The sequence below is a fragment of the Actinophytocola sp. genome, from assembly GCF_035634895.1.
Taxonomy (GTDB): Bacteria; Actinomycetota; Actinomycetes; order Mycobacteriales; family Pseudonocardiaceae; genus Actinophytocola.
In genome coordinates this window covers 1-22,940 of record NZ_DASQCC010000194.1, presented here as the reverse complement: position 1 = coordinate 22,940, position 22,940 = coordinate 1, and the positions used below count along the sequence as shown (strand labels likewise).

Sequence of the window (22,940 nt, the reverse complement as noted above, 5' to 3'; positions counted from 1 at the left end):
GTGTGATTGGCGGAGCCGGAGCTTGTGGAGCGAAGCGGCGTGACTGACTGGGACAAGCTGCGGGCCGCCGCTGTCGAGGCGGCTCAGCTGGCTTACTGCCCGTACTCGGGGCTGCAGGTCGGCGCGGCCGCGGTGGTGGACGACGGGCGGCTGGTCACCGGGTGCAACGTGGAGAACGCCGCGTACGGGGTGGCACTGTGCGCGGAGTGCACCATGGCCGGGCAGCTGCGGTTGACGGGTGGCGGCCGGTTGGTGGCGGTGGCGTGCCGGAGCGGGTCGGGCGACCTGCTGATGCCGTGCGGGAGATGCCGCCAGATCCTGTACGAGCTGGGCGGGCCGGAGTGTCTGGTGGACACGCCGGCCGGGCCGGCGCCGATGTCGGAGGTCCTGCCGTACGCGTTCGGGCCCGCCGATCTACCGTGAGCGTGTGAACCACACGGCTGTCGACGTCATCCGGACCAAGCGGGACGGCGGGGTACTCACCGACGACCAGATCGACTGGGTCATCTCCGCCTACACACGAGGCGACGTCGCCGACGAGCAGATGTCGGCGCTGGCGATGGCGGTGTTCCTGAACGGGATGACGTTCGCGGAGACGTCCCGCTGGACCCAGGCGATGATCGACTCGGGTGAGCGGCTGTCGTGGCCGGTGCCGACGGTCGACAACCACTCGACGGGCGGGGTCGGCGACAAGATCACGCTGCCGCTGGCGCCGCTGGTGGCGGCGTGCGGGGTCGCGGTGCCGCAGCTGTCCGGGCGTGGGCTCGGGCACACCGGCGGCACGCTCGACAAGCTGGAGTCGATCCCGGGCTGGCGGGCCTCGTTGACCTCGGCGGAGATCCGCGCGCAGCTCGAGTCGGTCGGTGCGGTGGTGTGCGCGCCGACCGACGGTCTGGCGCCCGCCGACCGGAAGCTGTACGCGCTGCGGGACGTGACGGCGACGGTCGAGTGCGTGCCGCTGATCGCGTCGTCGATCATGTCGAAGAAGATCGCGGAGGGCGCCGGCGCGCTGGTGCTGGACGTGAAGGTCGGCTCCGGGGCGTTCATGAAGTCCTTGTCCGACGCGCGTTCTCTCGCGTCGGCACTGGTGGCGATCGGGACCGCGCACGGGCAGAAGGTGACGGCCCTGCTCACGGACATGTCGGTGCCGCTGGGGCGCGCGGTGGGCAACGCCGTCGAGGTGGCCGAGGCGGTCGAGGTGCTGAAGGGTGGCGGGCCGGCGGACGTGATCGCGCTGACGGTCGCGCTGGCCACGGAGATGCTGTCGCTGGCGGGAATGCCGGCGGACCCGGCCGCGGTGCTCGCGTCGGGCGAGGCGTACGAGACGTGGGCGCGGATGATCGCGGCACAGGGTGGAGATCCGGCCGCGGAACTGCCCAGGCCCCGGCATGTCCACGTGGTCGAGGCGCCGCGGGACGGTTTCCTCTCCCGCCTGGACGCGCTGGGCGTCGGCGTGGCCGCGTGGCGGCTGGGTGCCGGCCGGGCTCGCAAGGAGGACCCCGTGCAGGCCGCCGCGGGCGTCGTGTGCCACGTGAAACCAGGAGAAGCCGTGGTCACCGGGGCCCCTTTGCTGGAGCTGCACACCGACACCCCGGACGCGGTGGCGGGCGCGCTGGCGGCACTGGCCGGCGCGTACGAGATCACGGACGAGCCGGCCGCGGGCAACCCGCTGATCATCGAGACGATTCGAGGCTAGATCCGCGAGTCCCGCGTTCGCACATGGCTGAACGCGGGACTCGCGGTTTCAGGCGAGGGCGGCCAATGCGGTGTGGGTCAGCACGCGGACGCCGGTCAGGAGGGCGCGCTCGTCGAGACGGAACGTCGGCTGGTGGATGTCGGGCTGGGCGCCCTCTCCGGACCAGACGCCGAGGCGGGCGAACGAGCCGGAGATGTGTTCCAGGTACCAGCCGAAGTCCTCGCCGCCGGACGACTGCTTGGTGCTGGTCACCGCGCGTTCGCCCAGTGCCGCCTCGACGCCGGCACGCAGCACGGCCTCGGACTCCACGTCGTTCACCACCGGGGGCACGCCGCGCCGGTGTTCCAGCTCGAAACCGACGCCGGTCGGCGCGAGCAGGGACTGCACCAGGCCCGCCACCAACGGCTCCAGGTCGGCCCACACCTCGTGGTCGCCCGTCCGCAGCGTGCCGCGCAGCACACCGTCCTGTGGCACGGCGTTCGGCGCCTCACCCGCGTGCACCGCGCCCCAGACCAGGACGGTCCCCGAGCGGGGGTCGACCCGGCGGGACAGCAGCGCGGGCAGGCCGGTGATGACCGTGCCGAGCGCGTGTACCAGGTCGGCCGTCAGGTGTGGCCGGGACGTGTGGCCGCCTGGCGAGGTCAACCGCAGCTCCAGCAGGTCCGTCGCCGACGTGATGGCGCCGACGCGCGTGCCCACGTTGCCGACCTCGAGTCGCGGGTCGCAGTGCAGGCCGAAGATCGAGTCGACCCCGTCGAGCCCGCCGGACGCGATGACGTCCAGCGCGCCGCCCGGCATGACCTCCTCGGCCGGCTGGAACACCAGCCGCACGCGACCGGGCAGCTCCGGCGCCGACGCGAGCGCGAGACCCGCGCCGAGCAGCATCGACGTGTGCGCGTCGTGCCCGCACGCGTGTGCGACACCCGGCACCGTCGACGCGTACGGCAGGCCGGTCAGCTCGGTGACCGGCAGCGCGTCCATGTCCCCGCGCAGGGCGACGCACTTGTCGCCGACCCCGATGTCGCAGATCAGACCGGTGCCGGCGTCGAACGCCTTCGGCCGCAGCCCCGCGGCCGAGAGGATGCCGGCGACCAGCTCTGTGGTGTTGTACTCACGCCTGGACAGCTCGGGATGCTGGTGGATGTGGCGGTACCACGCGACGACGTCGAGCGCGTTGCGTGTGAGCCAGTCGTCGAGCCATGCCGGCCCTCGGCCGGCTCCGATGTCATCCACACTGGGCATACTGACGCCCTCGTCGGTTATCAGCACCCCGGCCCTGTGTTCCTTGGGAGTGTCGGAGCGTGAGTCGAGCACGGTCACGCCATCCTCCCAGGAAGATCCCCTGTGTTCGCCATGATTTTGCCAATCCTGCACCATCGGGTCTGGAGGACCGGGCGAGATTCCCTGGTGAACCGGTTGCCGGTACGACCAGAGCGCCGAGCGGCTCGCGGTCCTTCAGCCTCGCTAAATGATCTCTGTCGGCCAGCGGTCAGCCGGCCTTGGCCTTCTTCCGCTTGATGCTGCGGCCCCAGATCACGATGCCTACCAGCACAATGGAGGTGATTCCCATGACGAGCTTCCGTCGCTGCTCCGCCTGCTTCTCCTCGGTCTCGGCGGGCGTGAGCTCGATGGACGGCGCGGTCGTCACGGTCGTCGGTCCGGTGGGCGGCGGCGTGGGCTGTTGCCCGGCGACGAGGCCGTACTCGCTGTTCGACGGGTGTGACTCCGCGAACGCGTGAACCGGAAGCAGCGCCACGATGAGGCCCGTGAGGGTCACGACGAGCAGTCGAGTGGCGCTACGCATGTGAACAAGCGTAGCGAAGGCACCCAACTAGTCACTATCCGTCGCCGCGAGTACTGCCATAACGTGACCACCCTGGCGGAGGCAGAGCACGCCCAGGTCCCACGCGACCCGGTGGAACCAGTCGTTGGCGGCGTCGAAGGTCCACCACGCGCAACCGACGTGCGAGCCGTCCGCGAGCGCGGTCAGTGACCGCCACGCCGCCGCTCGGCCATGGGCACCGCCGAGTCCGTGGTCGTACGCGCCGCCGTACGCCGCGGCGAAGAACAGGATGGCCACGACCTCGTCCAGGCTCGCGCGGCGCAGCGCGAGGCCGCCGCCCGCCAGGCAGTCCAGGCCGAGCGCCTCGACCGTCCGGACGCCGACGGTCTCGGCGTCCAGGGCCGCCGAGACCGTGTACACCGCCGCCTCCGCCCGGCCGTTCGACTGGGTCAGCCACGTGGTGACGGCCGCGGTCAGCTCGGCCGGCGCAGGCTCCCGCACGACCTCGGGGACCGTCCCCGCGACGGTGATCGGGTCCACCCTGCTCGGTCCGAACGGGAAGCCGGCCGACTCCGTGCCGTGGCCGAAACCAGCCAGTGGCATCCGGGTCTCGCCGGGCAGCGGGTGCAGTGGCAGCGCCCCGAGCGGATGTCCGGCCAGCCGCGGCGCCCACGCGTCCGCGACCCCCGCCACCGACTTCCGCCGCAGGATCATCTCGTGCAGCAGGCACGCACCCAGCTCGGTCGGCAGCTCGCCGGCCAGCAGCGACCGCAGCACGGGCGTCCGCTGGGAGGCCGCGAGCTGCGCCGCCACGTTCCGCATCGACGCCGCCGGCAGCAGGGCCGCGACCCGCACCGCCGCGGCCGCGTCACCGGCCGACCGCGTCAGGAGCCGCAGCACGTGACCGAGCACGCTGTCGTACGGCCAGCACTGGCCGAAGAAGGGTGCGAGTGCCTCCCCGAGCGCCGCCAGCCGGTCGGTGGGCCAGCCGTCCAGCTCCGCCCAGTACGGCCGGACGTCCGAGCTGTCGCGCAGCTCGGACAGCAGCTCCTCGATCCGGCTCAGTCCGTGAACTCCTTCAGGATGCGTTCCGCCGCGAGCGTCGGCGTCAGCTCGCCGTCGGCCACCTGCCGCTCCAGGTCGGCCGTCAGCGCGCGCACCCCGGGATGCTCGGACAGCCGCGTCAGCAACGTGTCCCGGACCATGGTCCACGTCCAGTCGACCTGCTGCCGCCGCCGCTTCGCCGCCAGCTCACCCGACGAGGACAGCGTGTCGTGGTGGCGCCGGACCTGCTCCCACACCGTGTCCAGCCCCGTGCCGGACAGCCCACTGCAGGTCAGCACGGGTGGCGTCCACCGGTCGCCGTGGCCCCGCAGCAGTCGCAGCGCGCCGGACAGCTCCCGCGCGGCCTTGCGGGCCAGGATCTCGTGGTCGCCGTCCGCCTTGTTGACGGCGATCACGTCGGCCAGCTCCAGCACGCCCTTCTTGATGCCCTGCAGCTGGTCGCCCGTCCGGGCCAGGGTCAGCAGCAGGAAGCAGTCGACCATGTTGGCGACCGCGACCTCCGACTGCCCGACGCCGACCGTCTCCACCAGCACCACGTCGTAGCCGGCGGCCTCCATCAGCACGATCGTCTCGCGGGTCGCGCGGGTCACCCCGCCCAGCGTCCCCGAGGTGGGGGACGGCCGGATGAACGCGGCCGGATCCGTGGCCAGCCGCGCCATCCGCGTCTTGTCGCCGAGGATCGAGCCGCCCGTGCGGGTGGACGACGGGTCGACGGCGAGTACCGCGACCCGGTGTCCCGACTCGGTCAGCATCGTGCCCAGCGCGTCGATGAACGTCGACTTGCCCGCGCCGGGCACGCCCGTGATGCCGACCCGGTGCGCGCCCCCCGCGTGGGGCAGGAGCTCGACCAACAGCTCCTGGGCGAGCGCACGGTGGTCGGGCCTGCGCGACTCGACCAGCGTGATGGCCTTGGACAGTGGCCCGCGCTCGCCGGCGAGCACACCCTTCGCGTACGCCTCCAGGTCGATTTTCCGTGCCATCAGTGCCCGTGCAGCTTCGACAGCTTGCCGAGCAGCTCCGTCGCGGCGTCGGCGATCACCGTGCCCGGGCCGAAGATCGCGGCCGCGCCCGCCCTGTGCAGCTCCTCGTAGTCCTGGGGTGGGATGACGCCACCGACGACGATCATGATGTCGTCGCGGTCCAGCGCGGCGAGCTCGTCACGCAGGTTGGGCACGAGCGTGAGGTGTCCGGCGGCCAGCGAGTTGACGCCCACGATGTGCACGTCCGCCTCGACCGCCTGCCGCGCGACCTCCGCCGGGGTCTGGAACAGCGGGCCCACGTCGACGTCGAAGCCGAGGTCGGCGAACGCGGTCGCGATCACCTTCTGCCCGCGGTCATGGCCGTCCTGTCCCATCTTGGCGACGAGGATACGGGGCCGCCGCCCCTCGGCCTCGGCGAACTCGTCGACGACCCGGCGTGCTTCCTCCACATTGGACACGCCGCCGACCTCCTCGGAGTAGACACCGGAGATCGTACGGATCTGCGCGGAGTGCCGCCCCCAGACCTTGCCGAGCGCGTCGGAGATCTCGCCGACCGTCGCCTTTACCCGTGCCGCGTCGATCGCGAGCGCGAGCAGGTTCCCGGTTCCGTCGGCGGCGGCGGACAACGCGTCCAGCGCACGGTCCACAGCGGACTGGTCCCGCTCGGCACGCAGCCGCCGCAGCTTCTCCAGCTGCTGCGTCCGCACCCCCGCGTTGTCGACCTTGAGCACGTCGATGGCCTCGTCCGCGTCCGCGAGCCGGTACTTGTTCACGCCGATCACGGGCTGGCGGCCGGAGTCGATGCGGGCCTGCGTGCGCGCGGCCGCCTCCTCGATGCGAAGCTTCGGGATGCCGGCGTCGATCGCGCGGGCCATGCCGCCCGCCGACTCGACCTCCTGGATGTGGCCCCACGCCTTGACGGCCAGCTCGTAGGTGAGCCGCTCGACGAAAGCACTGCCACCCCACGGATCGATGACCCGCGTGGTGCCGGACTCCTTCTGCAGCAACAACTGCGTGTTGCGCGCGATGCGAGCCGAGAAGTCGGTCGGCAGCGCGAGCGCCTCGTCCAACGCGTTGGTGTGCAGGGACTGCGTGTGTCCCTGCGTGGCCGCCATGGCCTCGACGCACGTGCGGATCACGTTGTTGTAGACGTCCTGCGCGGTCAGCGACCAGCCGGAGGTCTGGCAGTGCGTGCGCAACGACAGCGACTTGTCCGACGAGGGCTCGAACTGCTTCACGAGCTTGGCCCACAGCAGCCGCGCGGCCCGCAGCTTCGCGACCTCCATGAAGAAGTTCATGCCCACGGCCCAGAAGAACGACAGCCGCGGCGCGAACGAGTCGACGTTCAGCCCGGCGTCGACACCCGCCCTGATGTACTCCACCCCGTCGGCCAGGGTGTACGCCAGCTCGAGGTCGGCGGTGGCCCCGGCCTCCTGCATGTGGTAGCCGGAAATGGAGATCGAGTTGAACTTCGGCATGTGCCGGGAGGTGTGCGCGAAGATGTCGGAGATGATCCGCATCGACGGCTGGGGCGGGTAGATGTAGGTGTTGCGGACCATGAACTCCTTGAGGATGTCGTTCTGGATGGTCCCGGACAGCTTTTCCTGCGGCACGCCCTGCTCCTCGGCGGCCACAACGTACAGCGCGAGGATGGGCAGCACCGCGCCGTTCATGGTCATCGACACGGACATCGTGTCGAGCGGGATGCCGTCGAACAGATGCCGCATGTCGTAGATGGAGTCGATCGCGACGCCCGCCATGCCGACGTCACCGGCCACACGCGGGTGGTCGGAGTCGTAGCCGCGGTGTGTCGCGAGGTCGAAGGCGACCGACAGGCCCTTCTGCCCGGCCGCGATGTTGCGGCGGTAGAAGGCGTTCGACTCCTCGGCGGTCGAGAAACCCGCGTACTGGCGGATGGTCCACGGCTGGTTGACATACATCGTCGGGTACGGCCCGCGCAGGAACGGCACCATGCCCGGGTAGGTGTCCAGGAAGTCCAGTCCGGCCGTGTCCTCGGCCGTGTACAGGGGTTTCACGCCGATGCCCTCGGGTGTCTCCCACACCATCGCGTCCGGGCCCTTGCCCGTCGCCTCCTGCACGGCGGCCTGCCAGTCCGCGGCCGTGCCGGAACTCGGCTCCCCCAGGGGGATCTCGGAAAAATCGGGGATCGACATCGGTCACCCTTCCAGCGCGGCTTCGAACGGTTCGGCGTAACGCACCCTCGGCAGCCCACCCGAGGGCTGGGCCGGCTCCGGTGCGCGGGTCAGTGGTTTCTCGTCCTTGTTGGGGAACACGGTCACCCCGGTGATGGCCTCGTCGCCCGCGTCGAGCCGCGCGGTGCGGGCGTCGCGGACGGCCGCGACGCGCTCGGCGACCAGGCCGGAGTCGAGCGCGGCGGCGAGCCCGCCGGCCCGCTCGACCTCCTGGAACACCGCCCAGCCGGCCCTGGCCAGCCCGTCGGTGTGCCGCTCGACGTACCAGGAGCCGCCCGCCGGGTCGATCACCCCGGCGACCCGCGACTCCTCGATCAGGATCGTCTGCGTGTTGCGGGCGATGCGGCGCGCGAAGGCGTCCGGCAGGCCGATGGCCGCGTCGAACGGCTGCACGGTCACCGAGTCCGCCCCGCCCACCCCGGCGGAGAAGCAGGCGAGCGTGGTGCGCAGCATGTTGTTCCACGGGTCCCGGCGGGTCAGCATCGTCGAGGACGTGACGGCGTGCTGCGGCACGGGGGTGGCGGCACCGGAGACCTCCGCGACCCGCGCCCACAACCGGCGCGCCGCCCGGAGCTTCGCGATCGTGCCGAACTGGTCGGCCGTCGCGGCGAAGCGGAACTCCAGCTGCCGTGCGGCGTCCTCGACCGAGAACCCGGCGGCGGTCAACGCACGCAGGTACGCGACCGCGGTCGCCAGTGCGAAGCCGAGCTCCTGCCCGTCCGACGAGCCGGCCTCGTGGTAGGGCAGGGCGTCCACGACGACCGAGCGCAGCTTCTCGTACCGCTCGGCCATCCTGGCCGGCTCGACGACGCCGTCGACCTCGTGGGGCCTGCCGGTCCTGGCCCGCAGCCCGAGCGGGTCGGCGCCGAGGTTGCCGCGTACCGCGCTGGCCTGGATTCCCTTGTCCTCGTGGAGGTCCAGGAGCACGCGGGCCGCGGCGGCGGTGTCCGCGCCCGCGTCGAGCGTGACCGGGGCCAGGTCGAGGTACACCTCCGTCAGCACGTCCGGCAGGGCGTCGAGTGGCACACCGTGCTCACCGACCACGAGCCACAGCGACGTGACGCCGTGCTCCAGGTCGGTGAGCACGGCCTGCCGCGTGACGGCGGGGTCGGGATGGGCGTGCCGCTGCCGGATGTCCCAGCCGCCCGCGATGGCGCCGTCCGCCCGCGAGCCACGGATGAACGGCGACACCCCGGGGAAGCCGGCGTCGGTTACGGTGTCGTCGGCGGTGTAGAGCGGCTCTACCGAGAATCCGTCGTACGTCGGGCTCGCGAGCATCTCCTCGACCGGACCGTCGTGGCCGTCCACGTCGGCCCCTGACCGGCGCAGTACCTTCTCCACCAGCGTCTGCCAGCGGTTTCGGGTCGCCGGATCGAAATCCGATGCCAGCTTCAGCTGGTCCGCAGAAGTCATACCCATCGATGCTACGGCGGCCGCACCTGATCGCCAGGGCACGCGAGTGTGAGGCTGGTCGCCTGGACCGGCACAATGGCCGGGTGTCCAGTGGGGAGCGGGTAGTCGCCGGGCGCTACCGGTTGCGCCGGCGGCTCGGCCAGGGCGCCATGGGCACGGTCTGGGAGGCGTTCGACGAGTTCCTGCGCCGGCCGGTCGCGGTGAAGGAGGTCCTCCTCCCGCCCGGCATGCCCGACGACCAGGCGGCCGAGCTGCGGGAGCGGACCCTGCGCGAGGCCCGCGCCATCGCCGCCCTCTCGCACCCGAACGTGGTAACCCTGCACGACGTCGCCCGCATGGACGGCGAGCCGTTCGTCGTCATGGAGTACATGCTGGCGCACAGCCTGGCCGTGTACATCGACGTGCTCGGCCCGCTGCCCGAGGCCAAGGTCGCGGCCATCGCCGACGCGGTCGCCGCCGGGCTGGCGGCCGCGCACCACGTCGGCATCACGCACCGTGACGTCAAGCCCGGCAACGTGCTCATCGGCGCGGACGGGCGCGTCAAGCTCACCGACTTCGGCATCGCCAGGAACGTGGCCGAGCGGACGCTGACCAGCACCGGCATCATGCTCGGCTCACCCGCCTACATCGCACCGGAGGTCGCCGCGGGCCGCGAGGTCACCCCGGCCGCCGACCTGTGGGGCCTCGGCGCGACGCTGTTCGCGGCGATCGAGGGCCGGCCGCCGTACGACGTGAACGGGACCGTGCTCGCGACGGTCAACCAGGTCGTCAACGGCGAGGTACCGCGAACGTCGAGGGGCGGCTCGCTCGGCGAGGTCGTGGCCGCGCTGATGGTCAAGGAGCCGGCCGAGCGGGTCACGCTCCAGGAGGTGCGTGGCCGGGTGCACCACCTGCTGCCACCGCCGCACACGCCGCTCTTCTCCGAGGAGGAGCTGGCCAGGGTGGACGCCGCGGTCGGCGCCGCCGCGAACGCCCACGGCGCGGAGGTCACCGACGACGCCCCGGACCTGACCGAGGACGAGCGTGAACCGGCCCCGTTCTCGGCCGACCCGGGTTCGCTGCCGTCGGGGCCGGGCGCGCCACTCGCCGCCGGCCCGGGCTCCCTGCCGCCGGGACTGGCCGCGGCACTGGGCACGGCGCCGCCGTCCGGCACCGGGTCGTCCGGTCCGGCGCTCGCGCAGACGCCCGGCCCGCTGCCGTTCGACGCTCCCGTCCAGCCGAAGGTCAGGCGCGGGCGGGGTGCGGTGGTCACCGGGACCGTGGCGTTCCTGGCGGTGCTGTTCTTCTTCGCGGCCGCGGGTGGCGGGTTCGCGCTGGCCCGGTACGTCGGCGGGAAGCCGCTGCTGCCGCCGTCCACACGGCCGGTCAGCTCGCAGACCAACGAGACGACGGAGGAGACGAGCGAGGAGCTGATCCCCAGGACCGGCAGCGCGGAGACCGCCGAGGGCGACCAGTCCGGCGGCTTCACGATCCCAGTGCCGGAGAGCTGGCAGCACTTCGTCGAGCTGGTCCACGACACGGACTTCGCGAACAGCACGCGGGCCTACTACCTGTCGCAGAACGGCACCCAGGTGCTGACCGTGGAGCGGCTGGCCAACTACTACATGGGCCACGACATCCGGGAGTACGTCGCCCGGCTCAGGTCGTCGCGCGGGACCGAGGTCGTGTACGAGCGGCAGATCGCGGACCTCGCGAACGTCCCCGTCGCGCCGAAGGAGCCGGCGCTGGAGGTGAGCTACCGCACCACGGTCCCCGCGCACGACGTCGCGCCGGACGACCCGGCCGCCCACGACCTGAGCCGCGCGACGTTCGCGCACCTGATCCCGTACGCCAACGACCTGTGGGTGGTGTCGGTGACCGTGCCCATCGAACAGCAGGACTCCGGCGAGACCCTGTTCAACCGCATCGCCGGGGGCTTCCAGGTCACCGGCTGACCACGGGAGCGTCCGCTGTCGGGGGTGGGACGTAAGCTCGCGGCGTGACTCAGGATCAAGCCGTCGACGCGGCCGCGCTCATCGCGAAGCAGACCGGCGTCGACTCGCACGATGTCGCGGTCGTGCTCGGGTCGGGCTGGCGACCGGCCGCGGACGAGCTGGGCGCGGCGGAGTTCGAGCTGCCGGTGGCCGACCTGCCGGGGTTCACCACGCCGACCGTCGCCGGGCACGGCGGCACGGCCCGGTCGCTCCTGGTCGGCGACAAGCGCGCGCTGGTCCTGCTCGGCCGCACGCACCTGTACGAGGGCCGCGGCGTCGGCGCGGTCGTGCACGGCGTGCGGACGGCCGCCGCGGCCGGCTGCCGCACGGTCGTGCTCACCAACGCCGCCGGCTGCCTGCGTGACGGGGTGTCGGTCGGCCAGCCGGTCCTGATCAGCGACCACCTGAACCTCACCGCGACGTCACCGCTGGTCGGCGCGCAGTTCGTCGACCTGACCGACCTGTACTCGCCGCGCCTGCGCACGCTGGCGCGGGAGATCGACCCGACCCTGGTCGAGGGCGTGTACGCCGGGCTGCCCGGCCCGCACTTCGAGACCCCCGCCGAGATCCGCATGCTCCGGACCATGGGTGCCGACCTGGTCGGCATGTCGACGGTCCTGGAGGCGATCGCCGCCCGGGCGGCCGGGGTCGAGGTGTTCGGCCTGTCCCTGGTCACGAACCTGGCGGCCGGGGTCACGGGCGAGCCGCTGAACCACGAGGAGGTCCTCGAGGCAGGCCGCGCGTCCGCGTCCCGCATGGGCGTGCTCCTCCGGGCTCTGGTGGAGCGCCTGTGAGCCTGTCCTCCGAGCTGCGTGACCGCGCGTTCCGCTGGATCGCCGACGACCCGGACACGGCGACGCGGACCGAGTTACAGCAGATCACCGCCCGTGCCATGGGGGGTGACCCGGCCGCGGTCGACGAGCTGACCGACCGGATGAACGGCACGCTCACGTTCGGCACCGCCGGCCTGCGTGGCCCGGTCCGCGCGGGGTCCAACGGCATGAACCGCGCGGTGGTCGTCCGTGCCACGCACGGTGTCGCCGAGTGGCTGAGGTTCACCGGCCACGCGGGCGGCACGGTGATCGTGGGCCGCGACGCCCGGCACGGCTCGGCGGAGTTCGCGAAGGCCGCCGCCGAGGTGCTGACCGCCGCGGGGTTCGTCGTCCGCACGATGCCCGGCCCGCTGCCGACCCCCGTGACGGCGTTCCACGTCCGCGCGCTCGACGCGGTCGCGGGCATCCAGATCACGGCGTCGCACAACCCGCCGGCCGACAACGGCTACAAGGTCTACGCGGCGGACGGCGCCCAGATCGTGCCGCCGGACGACGGCCTGATCGAGACGGCGATCCGGGCGGCGCCACCGGCACTGTCGGTGCCGGTGGCGCCGGGCGCGCTGCCGCTGGACGTCGTGTCCGACTACGTGACGCGGATCGCGACCCTGCCCCGCGGGACCGCACGCGACCTCCGCGTCGTGCTGACCCCGATGCACGGCGTCGGCGGCGAGACGGCGCTGGAAGCGTTGCGGGCCGCGGGTTTCACCGATGTGCGGCTGGTCCCCGAACAGGCCGAGCCGGACCCCGGCTTCCCGACGGTCGCGTTCCCCAACCCGGAGGAGCCCGGCGCGGCGGACCTGCTGCTCGCGCTGGCGGCCGAGGTGGACGCCGACCTGGCCATCGCCCTGGACCCCGACGCGGACCGCTGCGCGGTGGGCGTGCGCGACTCCGGCGGCTGGCGCATGCTCCGCGGCGACGAGACCGGTGTGCTGCTCGGCAACCACATCCTGTCCACTGTGGACAAGGTGAACTCCTTGGTGGCGTCGACGGTCGTGTCGTCGTCGCTGCTGTCGCTCGTGGCGGCCGCGCACGGCGCTCGGCACGTGGAGACGCTGACGGGCTTCAAGTGGCTGATGCGGGCGGGCGAGGGGCTGGTGTTCGCGTACGAGGAGGCGCTGGGCCTGTCGGTGGATCCGGACTTCGTGCGGGACAAGGACGGCATCTCCGCGGCGGTACTGGCCTGCGACCTGGCGGCGACGCTGAAGGCGGCGGGCCGCACGCTGCTCGACGTGCTGGACGAGCTGTCGGTGGCACACGGCGTGCACCTGACCGACCAGGTGTCCCTGCGGTTCGACGACGCCTCGGCGGCGGCGCCGGTGGTGGCCAGGCTGCGTTCCGCGCCCCCGGCGACGCTGGCGGGCGTGGCGGTGACGCAGGACAACCCGGCCCCGGACATCGTCCGCCTGCGTGGCGAGGGGGTGCGGGTGGTGGTCCGCCCGTCGGGCACGGAACCGAAGGTGAAGGCGTACCTGGAGGTGGTCACCCCGGTGACGGGCGACCTGGCCCCGGCACGCGCGGAGGCGCAGACCCGGCTTTCCGCACTGCGCGACGAGGTGCTGGCCCTGTTGTAGGGCCCATTAGTGTCCCACCGTGCCCAGGTTGTTGATCGTGCATCACACCCCGTCCCCGTCCTGCCAGGCCATGTTCGAGGCGGTGCTGGCCGGCGCGACCGATCCCGAGATCCACGGCGTCGAGGTCGTGCGCCGCCCGGCGTTGGCCGCCACGGTGCCGGACGCCCTGGCGGCGGACGGCTACCTCCTCGGCACCCCGGCCAACCTGGGCATGATGTCCGGGGCGCTGAAGGTGTTCTTCGACCTCGCGTACTACCCGTGCCTGGACGCGACGCGCGGCCGCCCGTTCGGCCTGTACGTGCACGGCAACGACGACACGGCCGGCGCGGTCCGCGGCATCGAGTCGGTCACCACCGGGCTCGGCTGGGTGAAGGCGACCGGGGTGGTGTCGGTGACGGGCGAGCCGAGCAGGCCGGACCTCCAGGCCTGCTGGGAGCTCGGCGCCACGGTCGCCGCCGGCCTCATGGCCTAGGCCGTGGCCGCGGCTACCACGTGGTCCTCGGTGACGATGTTCCGCTCGCACTGCTCGTAGTTGGCGATCTTGTAGTTCAGCACCTCCAGGCAGGAGTTCAGCTCGGTGATCCGGCTGAGTACCTCCGTCCGCTGCTCCACCAGGATCTGCTTACGCCGCCCGGCGCTGGCCATGCCCTGGTGCCGCAGCTTCGCGTACTCCCGCATCATCCGGATGGGCATCCCGGTCATGCGCAGCTTGGTCAGGAACCCCAGCCAGGTCAGGTCGTCGTCGGAGTACGCGCGGCGGCCGCCGGAGTCGCGGGCCGGTGGGTCGATCAGTTGGATTCGCTCGTAGTAACGGAGTGTGTCGATCGACAACCCACTGCGATGGGCTGCCTCGGCGATCGCATAAGTCACCCCTCGACCGTAGAAGCTGGAGCGCACTCCAGGTCAAGCCGTGTCGACCGGTCGCTCACATGTCGCTCTCTTTGGGGTGAGCCCACTCCTCGAGATGCTGGGCCATCTCCGGCACGCCGACGTTGCCCCGTCCCACCTCGCGGACCAGCTCCAACGCCTCGTCCTCGTCGGCGTCGATCCACCAGCCGTTCATGTCGCAGATGGTGACGGCCGCCACCCAACCGAGTCGCCAGTTTCCCTCGACCAGGGGGCGGGTGCACACGATGGAGTCGAGCAGCGCGGCAGCCTTCAGCCACAGGGTCTCGTACGCCTGCACGCCGAGTACCGTCGCCCGCGGCCGGTGCGCCGCGGCGTCGAGCAGCCCGAGATCACGCACCACCAGATCACCACCGGTGACGGCAGCAGCGAGCACGAGCAGGTCGCTGGCGTCCAAGTACATGATCACCGCAGAATCATGCCAGACGGCAGCGACGGTTTTCGTCAAATTACAGATTGCAAGCCGAGAGAATTACGGACGACCAATTCAGGCGGTGCCGATCCGCTTCAGCAATCCTTGGTAGCGCGGCAGAACCCGGGACAGCACCTCACCCAGTTGCTGCTCCTTCTGCAGGCGCGACCACCGGTCGGCGAGTGCCAGTTTCATGATGTCCTGTTTTGATCGGCCCTCCGCCTCGGCGAGCGCGGAGAGATGATCGTTTTCCTCGTCGGTCAGCCGCAGAGTCATCGCCATGAATCGACGGTACCATTCTGATACCAAAGATCGGTAGCGTCGCACTCACACGGCGCCGTACTGCCGGTCACCGGCATCACCCAACCCGGGCACGATGTAGCCGGAGTCGTTCAGCCGTTCGTCCACGGCGGCCGTCACCAGCCGTACCGGCAGGCCGGACTCGGCAAGGTGCTTGATGCCCTCGGGCGCCGCAAGCGCGCACACCGCGGTCACGTCCGTCGCGCCCCGGCCGGTGAGCAGCCGGATCGTGTACTCCATGGACCCGCCGGTCGCGAGCATCGGGTCGAGCACGAACACCGGGCGCCCGGCGAGGTCGGCCGGCAGCGACTCCATGTACGGCGTCGGCTCCAGCGTCTCCTCGTTGCGGGCCAGGCCGACGAATCCCATCTGCGCCTCGGGGATCAGCTTGTGCGCCTGGTCGGCCATGCCCAGCCCGGCACGCAGCACCGGCACCAGCAGCGGCGGGTTCGCCAGCCAGTAGCCCTCGGTGCGCGCGACCGGCGTGTGGATGCGCTCCGTGCGCACCGGCGCGTTCCGCGTCGCCTCGTAGATCAGCATGACGGTCAGCTCGTGCAGCGCCGCGCGGAACACGGCGTTGTCGGTGCGGGCGTCCCGCATGACGGTCAACCGCGACTTGGCGAGCGGGTGATCGACGGTCAGCACATCCATGGGCCCGAACGGTATTACCTGTGGGCCAGTACCGCGAACATCGTCACCGACATGTGAAAGTCACCGCTCTCCGCGGCGGCCGCCAGGTCGGCGAGGAACTGCTCGCACCCCTCGGCGTCGACCACCCCGCGGTCCACGGCCATCCGGCCCAGCATCCGCACCAGCGGCCCGGTCGCCGCCGAGGGGGACTGGACCAGCGCCTGCGATCCGACGTCGTCGATGGTCAGCCCGGCCCGCTTGACGTGACCGGCCAGCCGCCGCGCGGCGAACGGGTTGGCGATGCCGCCCCGCATGGCCTCGGTGACGACGCGTGCGATGTCCGGATCGCCGGGATGGATGATCGCGGTGCCCCAGTCGGTGTCGGTGATCACTGTCCGTCCACCGGGGCGCAGCACCCGGCCAATCTCGCGGGCCGCCCGGTCGGGGTCGTGCAGGTGCTGGAACAGGCGCTCGCAGGTCACCGCGTCCAGTGAACCATCGGGAAACGGCAGTTCGTAGGCGTCGCCGGGGACGAACCGGGCACGGGGTGCACGCCGGGCCGCCTCCGCGCGCATGCCCTCGTTCGGGTCGACGCCGGTGGCCTCACCGGTCTCGCCGACCGCCTCGGCCAGTAACCGTGCGTGTTCACCGGTCCCTGAACCGATGTCGAGAACCCGTTCGCCGGGCTTCAATCCGAGCACCGCGAGCGACCACGCGCGCAACCGGGGAATTCCGGGCAACCGCGACTGGCGGTCCAGCGCGGCGATTTGGATTTCCACGTCGGCCTTGGCGAGGTCGCCGGTGGACAAATGGTCGTGCCGGGGACCGTCAGGCATGTGCGCACGATAACCTCACCCGCGTGAGTGAACCGCCAGCCGTGCCAGACCCGCGGGAGATGCGGGTGTCCAACGACGACCGCGAGCGTGTCGCGCAGGTGTTGAACACCGCCATGGCGGAGGGCCGGCTCACGGTCAACGAGCTGGAGGAACGGCTCGACAAGGTCTACGCCGCGAAGACGTTCGGCGACCTCGAGCCGCTGCTGCGGGACCTGCCGGTCGGCAACCAGATCATGCGGTTGCCACTCGCGCCGCCGCCGGCGGGCAGCGCACCGGCGCCCCTGCCCGCGCCGTCCAACCGGATCGGCGGCCGCGGCACGTCGACCGGCGCGGTCGCGATCATGGCGGGCACGGAGCGCAAGGGCATCTGGACGGTCCCGCCGACGTTCACGTCGTTCGCCCTGATGGGTGGCATCGAGATCGACCTCACGCAGGCCCGGTTCGAGGAGGCCGAGACGACCATCCAGGCGTTCGCCTTCATGGGTGGCATCGACATCTACGTGCCGGACGACATCACCGTCCAGGTCAACGGCGTCGGCTTCATGGGCGCCTTCGAGAACCACGCGCGCAACCAGGGCCAGCCGATCCCGGGCGCGCCACTCGTGCGGATCACCGGCCTCGCCGTGTGGGGCGGCGTCGACGTCAAGCACCGCAAGAGGAAAGCCAAGGAGCTGGAAGAGTAACGCCAGCGTCATCTGCCCACGTCAGAATGCGTGGGTGGCAGAGCTGCGGTACCGCGTCATCCACGGCTACCGCCGGGCGTACCGGATGCTCGGCAGCGGTCCAGCGTTGCTGCTCGTGCACGGGATCAGCGACCACTCCGGCACCTGGGCGCACCTGCTGCCGGAGCTGGCGAAGCGGTACACAGTCATCGCGCCGGACCTGCTCGGCCACGGCGGCTCGGACAAGCCCCGCGCCGACTACGCCGCGGCGGCGTACGCGTGCGGGATGCGTGACCTCCTCGGCGTCCTCGACATCGACCGGGTGACAGTCGTCGGTCACTCACTCGGCGGCGGCGTGGCCATGCAGTTCGCCTACCAGTTCCCCGAGCGCTGCGCGCGGCTGGTGCTGGTGGCGAGCGGCGGTATCGGCCGCGACGTGCACCCGTTGCTGCGGATGGCGTCCGTACCCGGCGCCGACCTCGCGCTGTCGCTGCTCACCCACCTGCCCGGCGTGCCGTCGCTGCTGCCGATGCTGGACTTCGGCCCGGACGCGAGGTACGCCCGGGAGCGGTACGCCGCCCTGCGGGACCCCGCGGCCCGGACGGCGTTCCTCCGGACGCTGCGGTCCGTCGTCGACGTCCGCGGCCAGGTGGTGACCATGCTCGACCGCTGCTACCTGACCCGCGCCATCCCGACACTGCTGGTCTGGGGCTCCGCCGACCGGATCGTCCCACCCGCCCACGCCCACAAGGCCCACGAAGCGATGCCCGGCAGCCGACTGGAGATCTTCGACGGCGCCGGCCACTTCCCCCACCAAACCGACCCACCCCGCTTCATCACCCTGCTGAACGACTTCATCACCACCACCCCACCCGCCGAACACGACCCAGACCACTGGCGCACCCTCCTCCGCACCGGCCCAACCGAGGTCCCCACCTCCTCAGGCTCCTAACCCACCCCCACCCGCACCCCCCGCGCGAGTCCCGCGTTCAACCACCGCGAGTCCCGCGTTCAACCACACCGAACCCCGCGCTCAAACAGTGCGAGTCCCGCGTTCAACCACACCGAACCGCACGTTCAAACACACCGAGTCGCGGTTCAACACACCGAACCCTGCGTTCAACACACCGAACCCTGCGTTCAACACACTGAGTCCTGCGTTCAAACACAGTGAGTTGCGGTTTCGTGCATGTCCCGTCTGCACGAAACCGCAACTCGGTATGTGCGAACGCGGGACTCGGTATGTGTGAACGCGCGACTCGCGATGGTTGAACGTGGGGCTTGTGAGGTCCCTAGACTCGGGCGCATGGCAGCACCCTCAACGACGAGCACCGGGTTACCGCCCGCGCTCGCCGACGCGACCAGGGACGAGTCCGCCCTGCGGCGGTTCCTCCACGGCCTGCCCGGTGTCGACCAGGTCGGCGTCGAGCAGCGGGCGGCCGGCCTGGCCACCCGGAGCATCAAGAAGGCCGCCAAGCTGTGGGCCATCGACACCGCGGTCAGCATGGTGGACCTCACCACGCTCGAAGGCGCGGACACCGCCGGCAAGGTCCGGTCCCTCTGTGCCAAGGCCCGCCGCCCCGACCCCGAGCGGCCCGAGGTACCCAGGGTCGCCGCCGTCTGTGTCTACCCGGACATGGTGGCGACGGCCGCCGAGGAACTGCGGGGGACGGGCGTCGGCATCGCCAGCGTGGCCACGGCGTTCCCCAGCGGGCGGTCCAGTATCAAGATCAAGATCGCCGACACCGAGCTGGCCGTCGAGAGCGGCGCCACCGAGGTCGACATGGTCATCGACCGCGGCGCGTTCCTCTCCGGGCAGTACGGCCGGGTGTTCGACGAGATCGTCACGATCAAGCAGGCCTGCGGCGACACCCACCTCAAGGTCATCCTGGAGACCGGCGAGCTGTCCACCTACGACAACGTCCGCCGCGCCTCCTGGCTCGCCCTGCTGGCCGGCGGCGACTTCATCAAGACCTCGACCGGCAAGGTCAGCCCCGCCGCCACGCTGCCCGTCACACACGTGATGCTCCAGGCGGTCCGCGACTGGCACACCCAGACCGGCGAGCACCGCGGCGTCAAACCGGCCGGCGGCATCCGCAACACCAAGGACGCCATCCGCTACCTGGTCGCCGTGCACGAGGTCGCCGGTGAGGACTGGCTCACCAACTCACTGTTCCGCTTCGGCGCGTCCAGCCTGCTCAACGACCTGCTCATGCAGCGCCGCGCCCAGCTCGACGGCCACTACAGCGGCCCTGACTATGTGACGGTGGACTGAATGTGGGAGTACGCCCCGGCGCCGGAGTCCCGGGACATCGCGAACCTCAAGCCCAGCTACCGGATGTTCGTCGACGGTGAGTTCGTCGAGGGCGCCGGTGAGCCGCTGAAGACCGTCAACCCGGCCACCGAGGAGGTGCTGGCCGAGGTCAGCACGGCCGGTAGGGAGGACGTCGACGCCGCCGTCAAGGCCGCCCGGCGCGCCTACGACCGCGTGTGGGGCAGGATGCCGGGCGCCGAGCGCGCCAAGTACATCTACCGGATCGCCCGCATGATCGCCGAGCGCGCGCGTGAGCTGGCCGTCCTGGAGAGCCTCGACAACGGCAAGCCGATCAAGGAGTCCCGCGACGTCGACGTGCCGACCGCCTCGGCGCACTTCTTCTACCACGCGGGTTGGGCCGACAAGCTCGCCTACGCCGGCCTCGGCCCGGACCCCAGGCCGCTGGGTGTGGCCGGCCAGGTCATCCCGTGGAACTTCCCGCTGCTCATGGCCGCCTGGAAGATCGCGCCGGCCCTGGCCTGCGGCAACACGGTCGTACTGAAGCCGGCGGAGACGACCCCGCTGACCGCGCTGGTGCTGGCCGAAATCATCCAGCAGGCCGAGCTGCCGCCCGGTGTGGTCAACATCCTGCCCGGCGCCGGCGATGTGGGCGCGGAGCTGGTGAGCCACAACGGCATCGACAAGGTCGCGTTCACCGGCTCGACCGAGGTCGGCAAGCTCATCCAGCGCTCACTCGCGGGGCGGGGCAGGAAGCTGACGCTGGAGCTGGGTGGCAAGGCCGCCAACGTGGTGTTCGACGACGCGCCGCTCGACCAGGCCGTCGAGGGCATCGTCAACGGCATCTTCTTCAACCAGGGCCACGTCTGCTGTGCCGGCTCGCGGCTGCTGGTCCAGGAGTCCGTTGCCGACGAGGTGGTCGAGAAGCTGCACGCGCGGATCTCGACCCTGCGCGTCGGCGACCCGCTCGACAAGAACACCGACGTCGGCGCCATCAACTCGGGTGAGCAGCTCGCCAGGATCACGTCGCTGGTCGAGGCGGGCGAGCAGGAGGGCGCCGAGAAGTGGGTGAGCCCGTGTCCGTTGCCGGAGAAGGGTTTCTACTTCGCGCCGACCGTCTTCTCCGGTGTCAGCCAGGCCATGCGGATCGCCCGCGAGGAGATCTTCGGGCCGGTGCTGTCCGTGCTCACGTTCCGCACGCCGGACGAGGCCGTCGCCAAGGCCAACAACACGCCCTACGGGCTGTCCGCGGGCATCTGGACCGACAAGGGCTCGCGGATTCTCTGGATGGCCGACAAGCTCCGCGCGGGCGTGGTGTGGGCCAACACTTTCAACCGGTTCGACCCGACCGCGCCGTTCGGCGGCTACCAGGAGTCCGGCTTCGGCCGCGAGGGTGGCCGCGCGGGACTGGAGGCATACCTCGATGTCTGACCGACTCTCCGTCGCCAAGACCTACAAGCTCTACATCGGCGGCGCGTTCCCGCGTTCGGAGTCCGGCCGCAGCTACCCGGTGAAGGACGCCAGGGGCACGTTCCTCGCCAACGCCGCGCAGGGCTCCCGCAAGGACGTCCGGGACGCGGTCGTGGCCGCACGCAAGGCTTTTCCCGGCTGGTCCGGCGCGACCGCCTACAACCGCGGCCAGGTGCTGTACCGGGTGGCGGAGCTGCTGGAGGGCCGGCGCGAGCAGTTCGTCGCCGAAACCGCGGCCAGTGAAGGGGTCGCGGCCAAGAAGGCACAGTCCACAGTGGACGCCGCGATCGACCGCTGGGTCTGGTACGCGGGCTGGCCGGACAAGGTCGCCTCGGTGCTGGGCGCCTCGAACCCCGTCGCGGGGCCGTACTTCTCGTTCTCCGTGCCGGAGCCGACGGGTGTGGTCGGTGTGCTCGCGCCGCAGGCCTCTTCCTTGCTGGGCCTGGTGAGCGTGCTGGCGCCGGTGATCGCGACCGGCAACACGGCGGTGGTCGTCACGAGCCAGGACCGGCCGCTGCCGGCGATCACGCTGTCCGAGGTGCTCGCGACCTCCGACGTGCCGGGCGGTGTCGTCAACATCGTCACCGGCCGCACCGCCGAGCTGGCTCCGTGGCTGGCCTCACACGCCGACGTCAACGCGCTGGACCTGGCCGGCGCGCCCGAGTCCATGCGTGCCGAGCTGGAGGGCGCCGCCGCGGACACGGTCAAGCGGGTCCTGCGGGCGAAGGGCGCCGAGCCGGACTGGACCGTTCAGCCGGACGTGTCCCGGCTGCGTGCCTTCCTGGAAACCAAGACGGTCTGGCATCCGATAGGGGTCTGATCTGCCGAATTCGCCCCAGGTCCGGTTTGCTTGACCTACCCTTTGCTCTAAGCAGGAGGGGATACGGATGACCAAGCACGACGAGCCATCGTTGCCGCCACCGCCACCTGGCTACGACGCGGACGAGACCTCGTTCGCGAGCTTCACCAGGGGACACCGGCCGCTCGCCGACGACCTGCACACCGTGACGCGCACGAACCTCGGCGGGCACACGACGCTGCACGACCACGCGTTCTCCCGCGTGGGCAACGACGTCGGGTTGTCCTCGGCCATCCGCAACGCGTCGCGGAGCCAGCTCGACCGGGTCCACGGCCTCGCCGGCAACACGGCCGACATGACCGACGCGGTCGCCAACACGTGGACGAACTACAAGAACCTCGAGGACGACCACGACCGCAACCTGCGCCGGGCGCTGGGTGAGATCACATGACCACGACCGCCTCGCTGGTCACGCCGCTCGTCCAGCCCGCCGCCGACGCGCAGTACCAGCTCGCGACCGACGACGGCGCGATCTACGACGTCGGCCAGGCGCACGGCAACGTCCAGAACGCGCTGTACACCTACCAGACCGACAGCGGCGCGCAGAACCGCAACCTGCAGGAGGGCTGGACCGGCGGCTCGGCCGACCGGCAGGCCGCCGACGCGCAGGCGATGACCAACTCCGCCAAGGACATCAGCGAGTACAGCGCCCAGGTGCAGTCCGCGGTGACCGAGGCCGCCGGCATCCTGAAGGTCGGCCAGAACAGCAACCAGCAGCTGATCGACAACTTCATGGACAAGGCGGCCGAGCTGCTGTCGGCCGCCTCGGCGCTGCGGGCGGCCGGTGACAACGCGGGCGCACAGGCCAAGATCTCCGAGCTGATCCGGCTGGGCGCACAGGTCAGCGGCGAGAGCAGCACCAACCTCGAGGCCGTGATGACCCAGCTGACCGGGGTCGTCGACAAGATCAACAGCAGTGGCGCGACCACGCCGGCCGGCGCCCAGCCCAGCCACGACGCCCCACCCGCCGCGTACAACTCCGGCGGCGGCGGTGGTGGCCACGGCGGTGGTGGCGGGGGCGGCGGCTACAGCGGGGGCGGCGGCGGTGGTGGTGCCGTCACGAAGA

24 protein-coding genes are annotated in these 22,940 nt (G+C 71.3%); 13 read left to right on the top strand and 11 right to left on the bottom strand.

Annotated features, from left to right (window positions below):
* Window positions 1–39: 39 nt before the first annotated feature.
* The gene (locus VET29_RS29425) at window positions 40–423 is read left to right on the top strand and encodes a cytidine deaminase (RefSeq protein WP_324926376.1); all 384 of its coding nucleotides are present in this window, start codon (window positions 40–42) and stop codon (window positions 421–423) included.
* 4 nt (window positions 424–427) lie between these two features.
* Window positions 428–1,696: a thymidine phosphorylase gene (locus tag VET29_RS29420; RefSeq protein WP_324926374.1), complete on the top strand. Its 1,269-nt coding sequence runs from the start codon at window positions 428–430 to the stop codon at window positions 1,694–1,696.
* Window positions 1,697–1,744: 48 nt separating this feature from the next.
* Here the strand turns inward: VET29_RS29420 and VET29_RS29415 are convergent, their stop codons facing one another.
* From VET29_RS29415 to VET29_RS29390, 6 genes are all read right to left on the bottom strand, one after another.
* Window positions 1,745–3,016, bottom strand: coding sequence for a M20 family metallopeptidase (locus VET29_RS29415; protein ID WP_324926372.1), 1,272 nt, complete (start codon window positions 3,014–3,016; stop codon window positions 1,745–1,747).
* Between the two features lie 169 nt (window positions 3,017–3,185).
* Complete coding sequence (locus tag VET29_RS29410) at window positions 3,186–3,500, bottom strand: hypothetical protein (protein ID WP_324926370.1); 315 nt, start codon at window positions 3,498–3,500, stop codon at window positions 3,186–3,188.
* 27 nt (window positions 3,501–3,527) lie between these two features.
* Window positions 3,528–4,451 carry a DUF6183 family protein gene (locus VET29_RS29405; RefSeq protein ID WP_324926473.1) on the bottom strand — a complete coding sequence of 308 codons (924 nt, stop codon included), beginning with the start codon at window positions 4,449–4,451 and terminating at the stop codon, window positions 3,528–3,530.
* A gap of 89 nt (window positions 4,452–4,540) precedes the next feature.
* On the bottom strand, window positions 4,541–5,524 hold the full coding sequence (meaB, locus tag VET29_RS29400; RefSeq protein WP_324926368.1) for a methylmalonyl Co-A mutase-associated GTPase MeaB: 984 nt from the start codon (window positions 5,522–5,524) through the stop codon (window positions 4,541–4,543).
* Window positions 5,524–7,698, bottom strand: coding sequence for a methylmalonyl-CoA mutase (gene scpA / locus VET29_RS29395; protein WP_324926366.1), 2,175 nt, complete (start codon window positions 7,696–7,698; stop codon window positions 5,524–5,526). Before scpA ends, meaB begins: the two co-directional genes overlap by 1 nt.
* A gap of 3 nt (window positions 7,699–7,701) precedes the next feature.
* Window positions 7,702–9,150, bottom strand: a complete 1,449-nt coding sequence (locus tag VET29_RS29390) for a methylmalonyl-CoA mutase subunit beta (protein WP_324926364.1) — start codon at window positions 9,148–9,150, stop codon at window positions 7,702–7,704.
* A gap of 83 nt (window positions 9,151–9,233) precedes the next feature.
* On the opposite strand from VET29_RS29390, the gene VET29_RS29385 reads away from it, so the two are divergent.
* The 4 genes from VET29_RS29385 to VET29_RS29370 are packed head-to-tail and all read left to right on the top strand — an operon-like array spanning window position 9,234 to window position 13,999.
* A complete protein-coding gene (locus VET29_RS29385) occupies window positions 9,234–11,084 on the top strand; it encodes a serine/threonine-protein kinase (protein ID WP_324926362.1) in 1,851 nt (616 codons plus the stop codon).
* A 44-nt stretch (window positions 11,085–11,128) separates the two neighbouring features.
* Window positions 11,129–11,917: a purine-nucleoside phosphorylase gene (locus tag VET29_RS29380; RefSeq protein ID WP_324926360.1), complete on the top strand. Its 789-nt coding sequence runs from the start codon at window positions 11,129–11,131 to the stop codon at window positions 11,915–11,917.
* Window positions 11,914–13,527: a phospho-sugar mutase gene (locus VET29_RS29375; RefSeq protein ID WP_324926358.1), complete on the top strand. Its 1,614-nt coding sequence runs from the start codon at window positions 11,914–11,916 to the stop codon at window positions 13,525–13,527. Before VET29_RS29380 ends, VET29_RS29375 begins: the two co-directional genes overlap by 4 nt.
* Window positions 13,528–13,546: 19 nt before the next feature.
* Window positions 13,547–13,999, top strand: a complete 453-nt coding sequence (locus VET29_RS29370) for a flavodoxin family protein (RefSeq protein WP_324926356.1) — start codon at window positions 13,547–13,549, stop codon at window positions 13,997–13,999.
* On the opposite strand, the gene VET29_RS29365 is transcribed toward VET29_RS29370, so the two are convergent.
* From VET29_RS29365 to VET29_RS29345, 5 genes are all read right to left on the bottom strand, one after another.
* Window positions 13,996–14,397, bottom strand: a complete 402-nt coding sequence (locus VET29_RS29365) for a MerR family transcriptional regulator (protein WP_324926354.1) — start codon at window positions 14,395–14,397, stop codon at window positions 13,996–13,998. The genes VET29_RS29370 and VET29_RS29365 overlap by 4 nt on opposite strands.
* 55 nt (window positions 14,398–14,452) lie before the next feature.
* Entirely contained in the window at window positions 14,453–14,842 is a 390-nt protein-coding gene (locus VET29_RS29360) for a type II toxin-antitoxin system death-on-curing family toxin (RefSeq protein WP_414636651.1), read from the bottom strand.
* 78 nt (window positions 14,843–14,920) lie between these two features.
* Entirely contained in the window at window positions 14,921–15,127 is a 207-nt protein-coding gene (locus VET29_RS29355; protein WP_324926352.1) for a CopG family transcriptional regulator, read from the bottom strand.
* A gap of 45 nt (window positions 15,128–15,172) precedes the next feature.
* Window positions 15,173–15,796 (bottom strand): uracil phosphoribosyltransferase, encoded by a 624-nt coding sequence (upp, locus tag VET29_RS29350; RefSeq protein ID WP_324926350.1) that lies wholly within the window; start codon window positions 15,794–15,796, stop codon window positions 15,173–15,175.
* Between the two features lie 14 nt (window positions 15,797–15,810).
* A complete protein-coding gene (locus VET29_RS29345; RefSeq protein WP_324926348.1) occupies window positions 15,811–16,611 on the bottom strand; it encodes a methyltransferase domain-containing protein in 801 nt (266 codons plus the stop codon).
* A gap of 23 nt (window positions 16,612–16,634) precedes the next feature.
* On the opposite strand from VET29_RS29345, the gene VET29_RS29340 reads away from it, so the two are divergent.
* The 7 genes from VET29_RS29340 to VET29_RS29310 all read left to right on the top strand — a co-directional run.
* Complete coding sequence (locus VET29_RS29340) at window positions 16,635–17,294, top strand: DUF1707 SHOCT-like domain-containing protein (RefSeq protein WP_324926346.1); 660 nt, start codon at window positions 16,635–16,637, stop codon at window positions 17,292–17,294.
* 85 nt (window positions 17,295–17,379) lie between these two features.
* Window positions 17,380–18,225, top strand: a complete 846-nt coding sequence (locus VET29_RS29335; protein WP_324926469.1) for an alpha/beta fold hydrolase — start codon at window positions 17,380–17,382, stop codon at window positions 18,223–18,225.
* A gap of 354 nt (window positions 18,226–18,579) precedes the next feature.
* Window positions 18,580–19,548 (top strand): deoxyribose-phosphate aldolase, encoded by a 969-nt coding sequence (deoC, locus tag VET29_RS29330; protein WP_324926344.1) that lies wholly within the window; start codon window positions 18,580–18,582, stop codon window positions 19,546–19,548.
* The gene (locus tag VET29_RS29325; RefSeq protein ID WP_324926342.1) at window positions 19,549–20,976 is read left to right on the top strand and encodes an aldehyde dehydrogenase family protein; all 1,428 of its coding nucleotides are present in this window, start codon (window positions 19,549–19,551) and stop codon (window positions 20,974–20,976) included. It abuts the gene before it with no gap.
* On the top strand, window positions 20,969–21,835 hold the full coding sequence (locus VET29_RS29320) for an aldehyde dehydrogenase family protein (protein ID WP_324926339.1): 867 nt from the start codon (window positions 20,969–20,971) through the stop codon (window positions 21,833–21,835). Before VET29_RS29325 ends, VET29_RS29320 begins: the two co-directional genes overlap by 8 nt.
* Before the next feature lie 67 nt (window positions 21,836–21,902).
* Window positions 21,903–22,265, top strand: coding sequence for a hypothetical protein (locus VET29_RS29315; RefSeq protein WP_324926337.1), 363 nt, complete (start codon window positions 21,903–21,905; stop codon window positions 22,263–22,265).
* A partial coding sequence (locus VET29_RS29310) for a hypothetical protein (protein WP_324926335.1) occupies window positions 22,262–22,940 on the top strand: 679 nt, incomplete at its 3' end. The genes VET29_RS29315 and VET29_RS29310, both read left to right, overlap by 4 nt.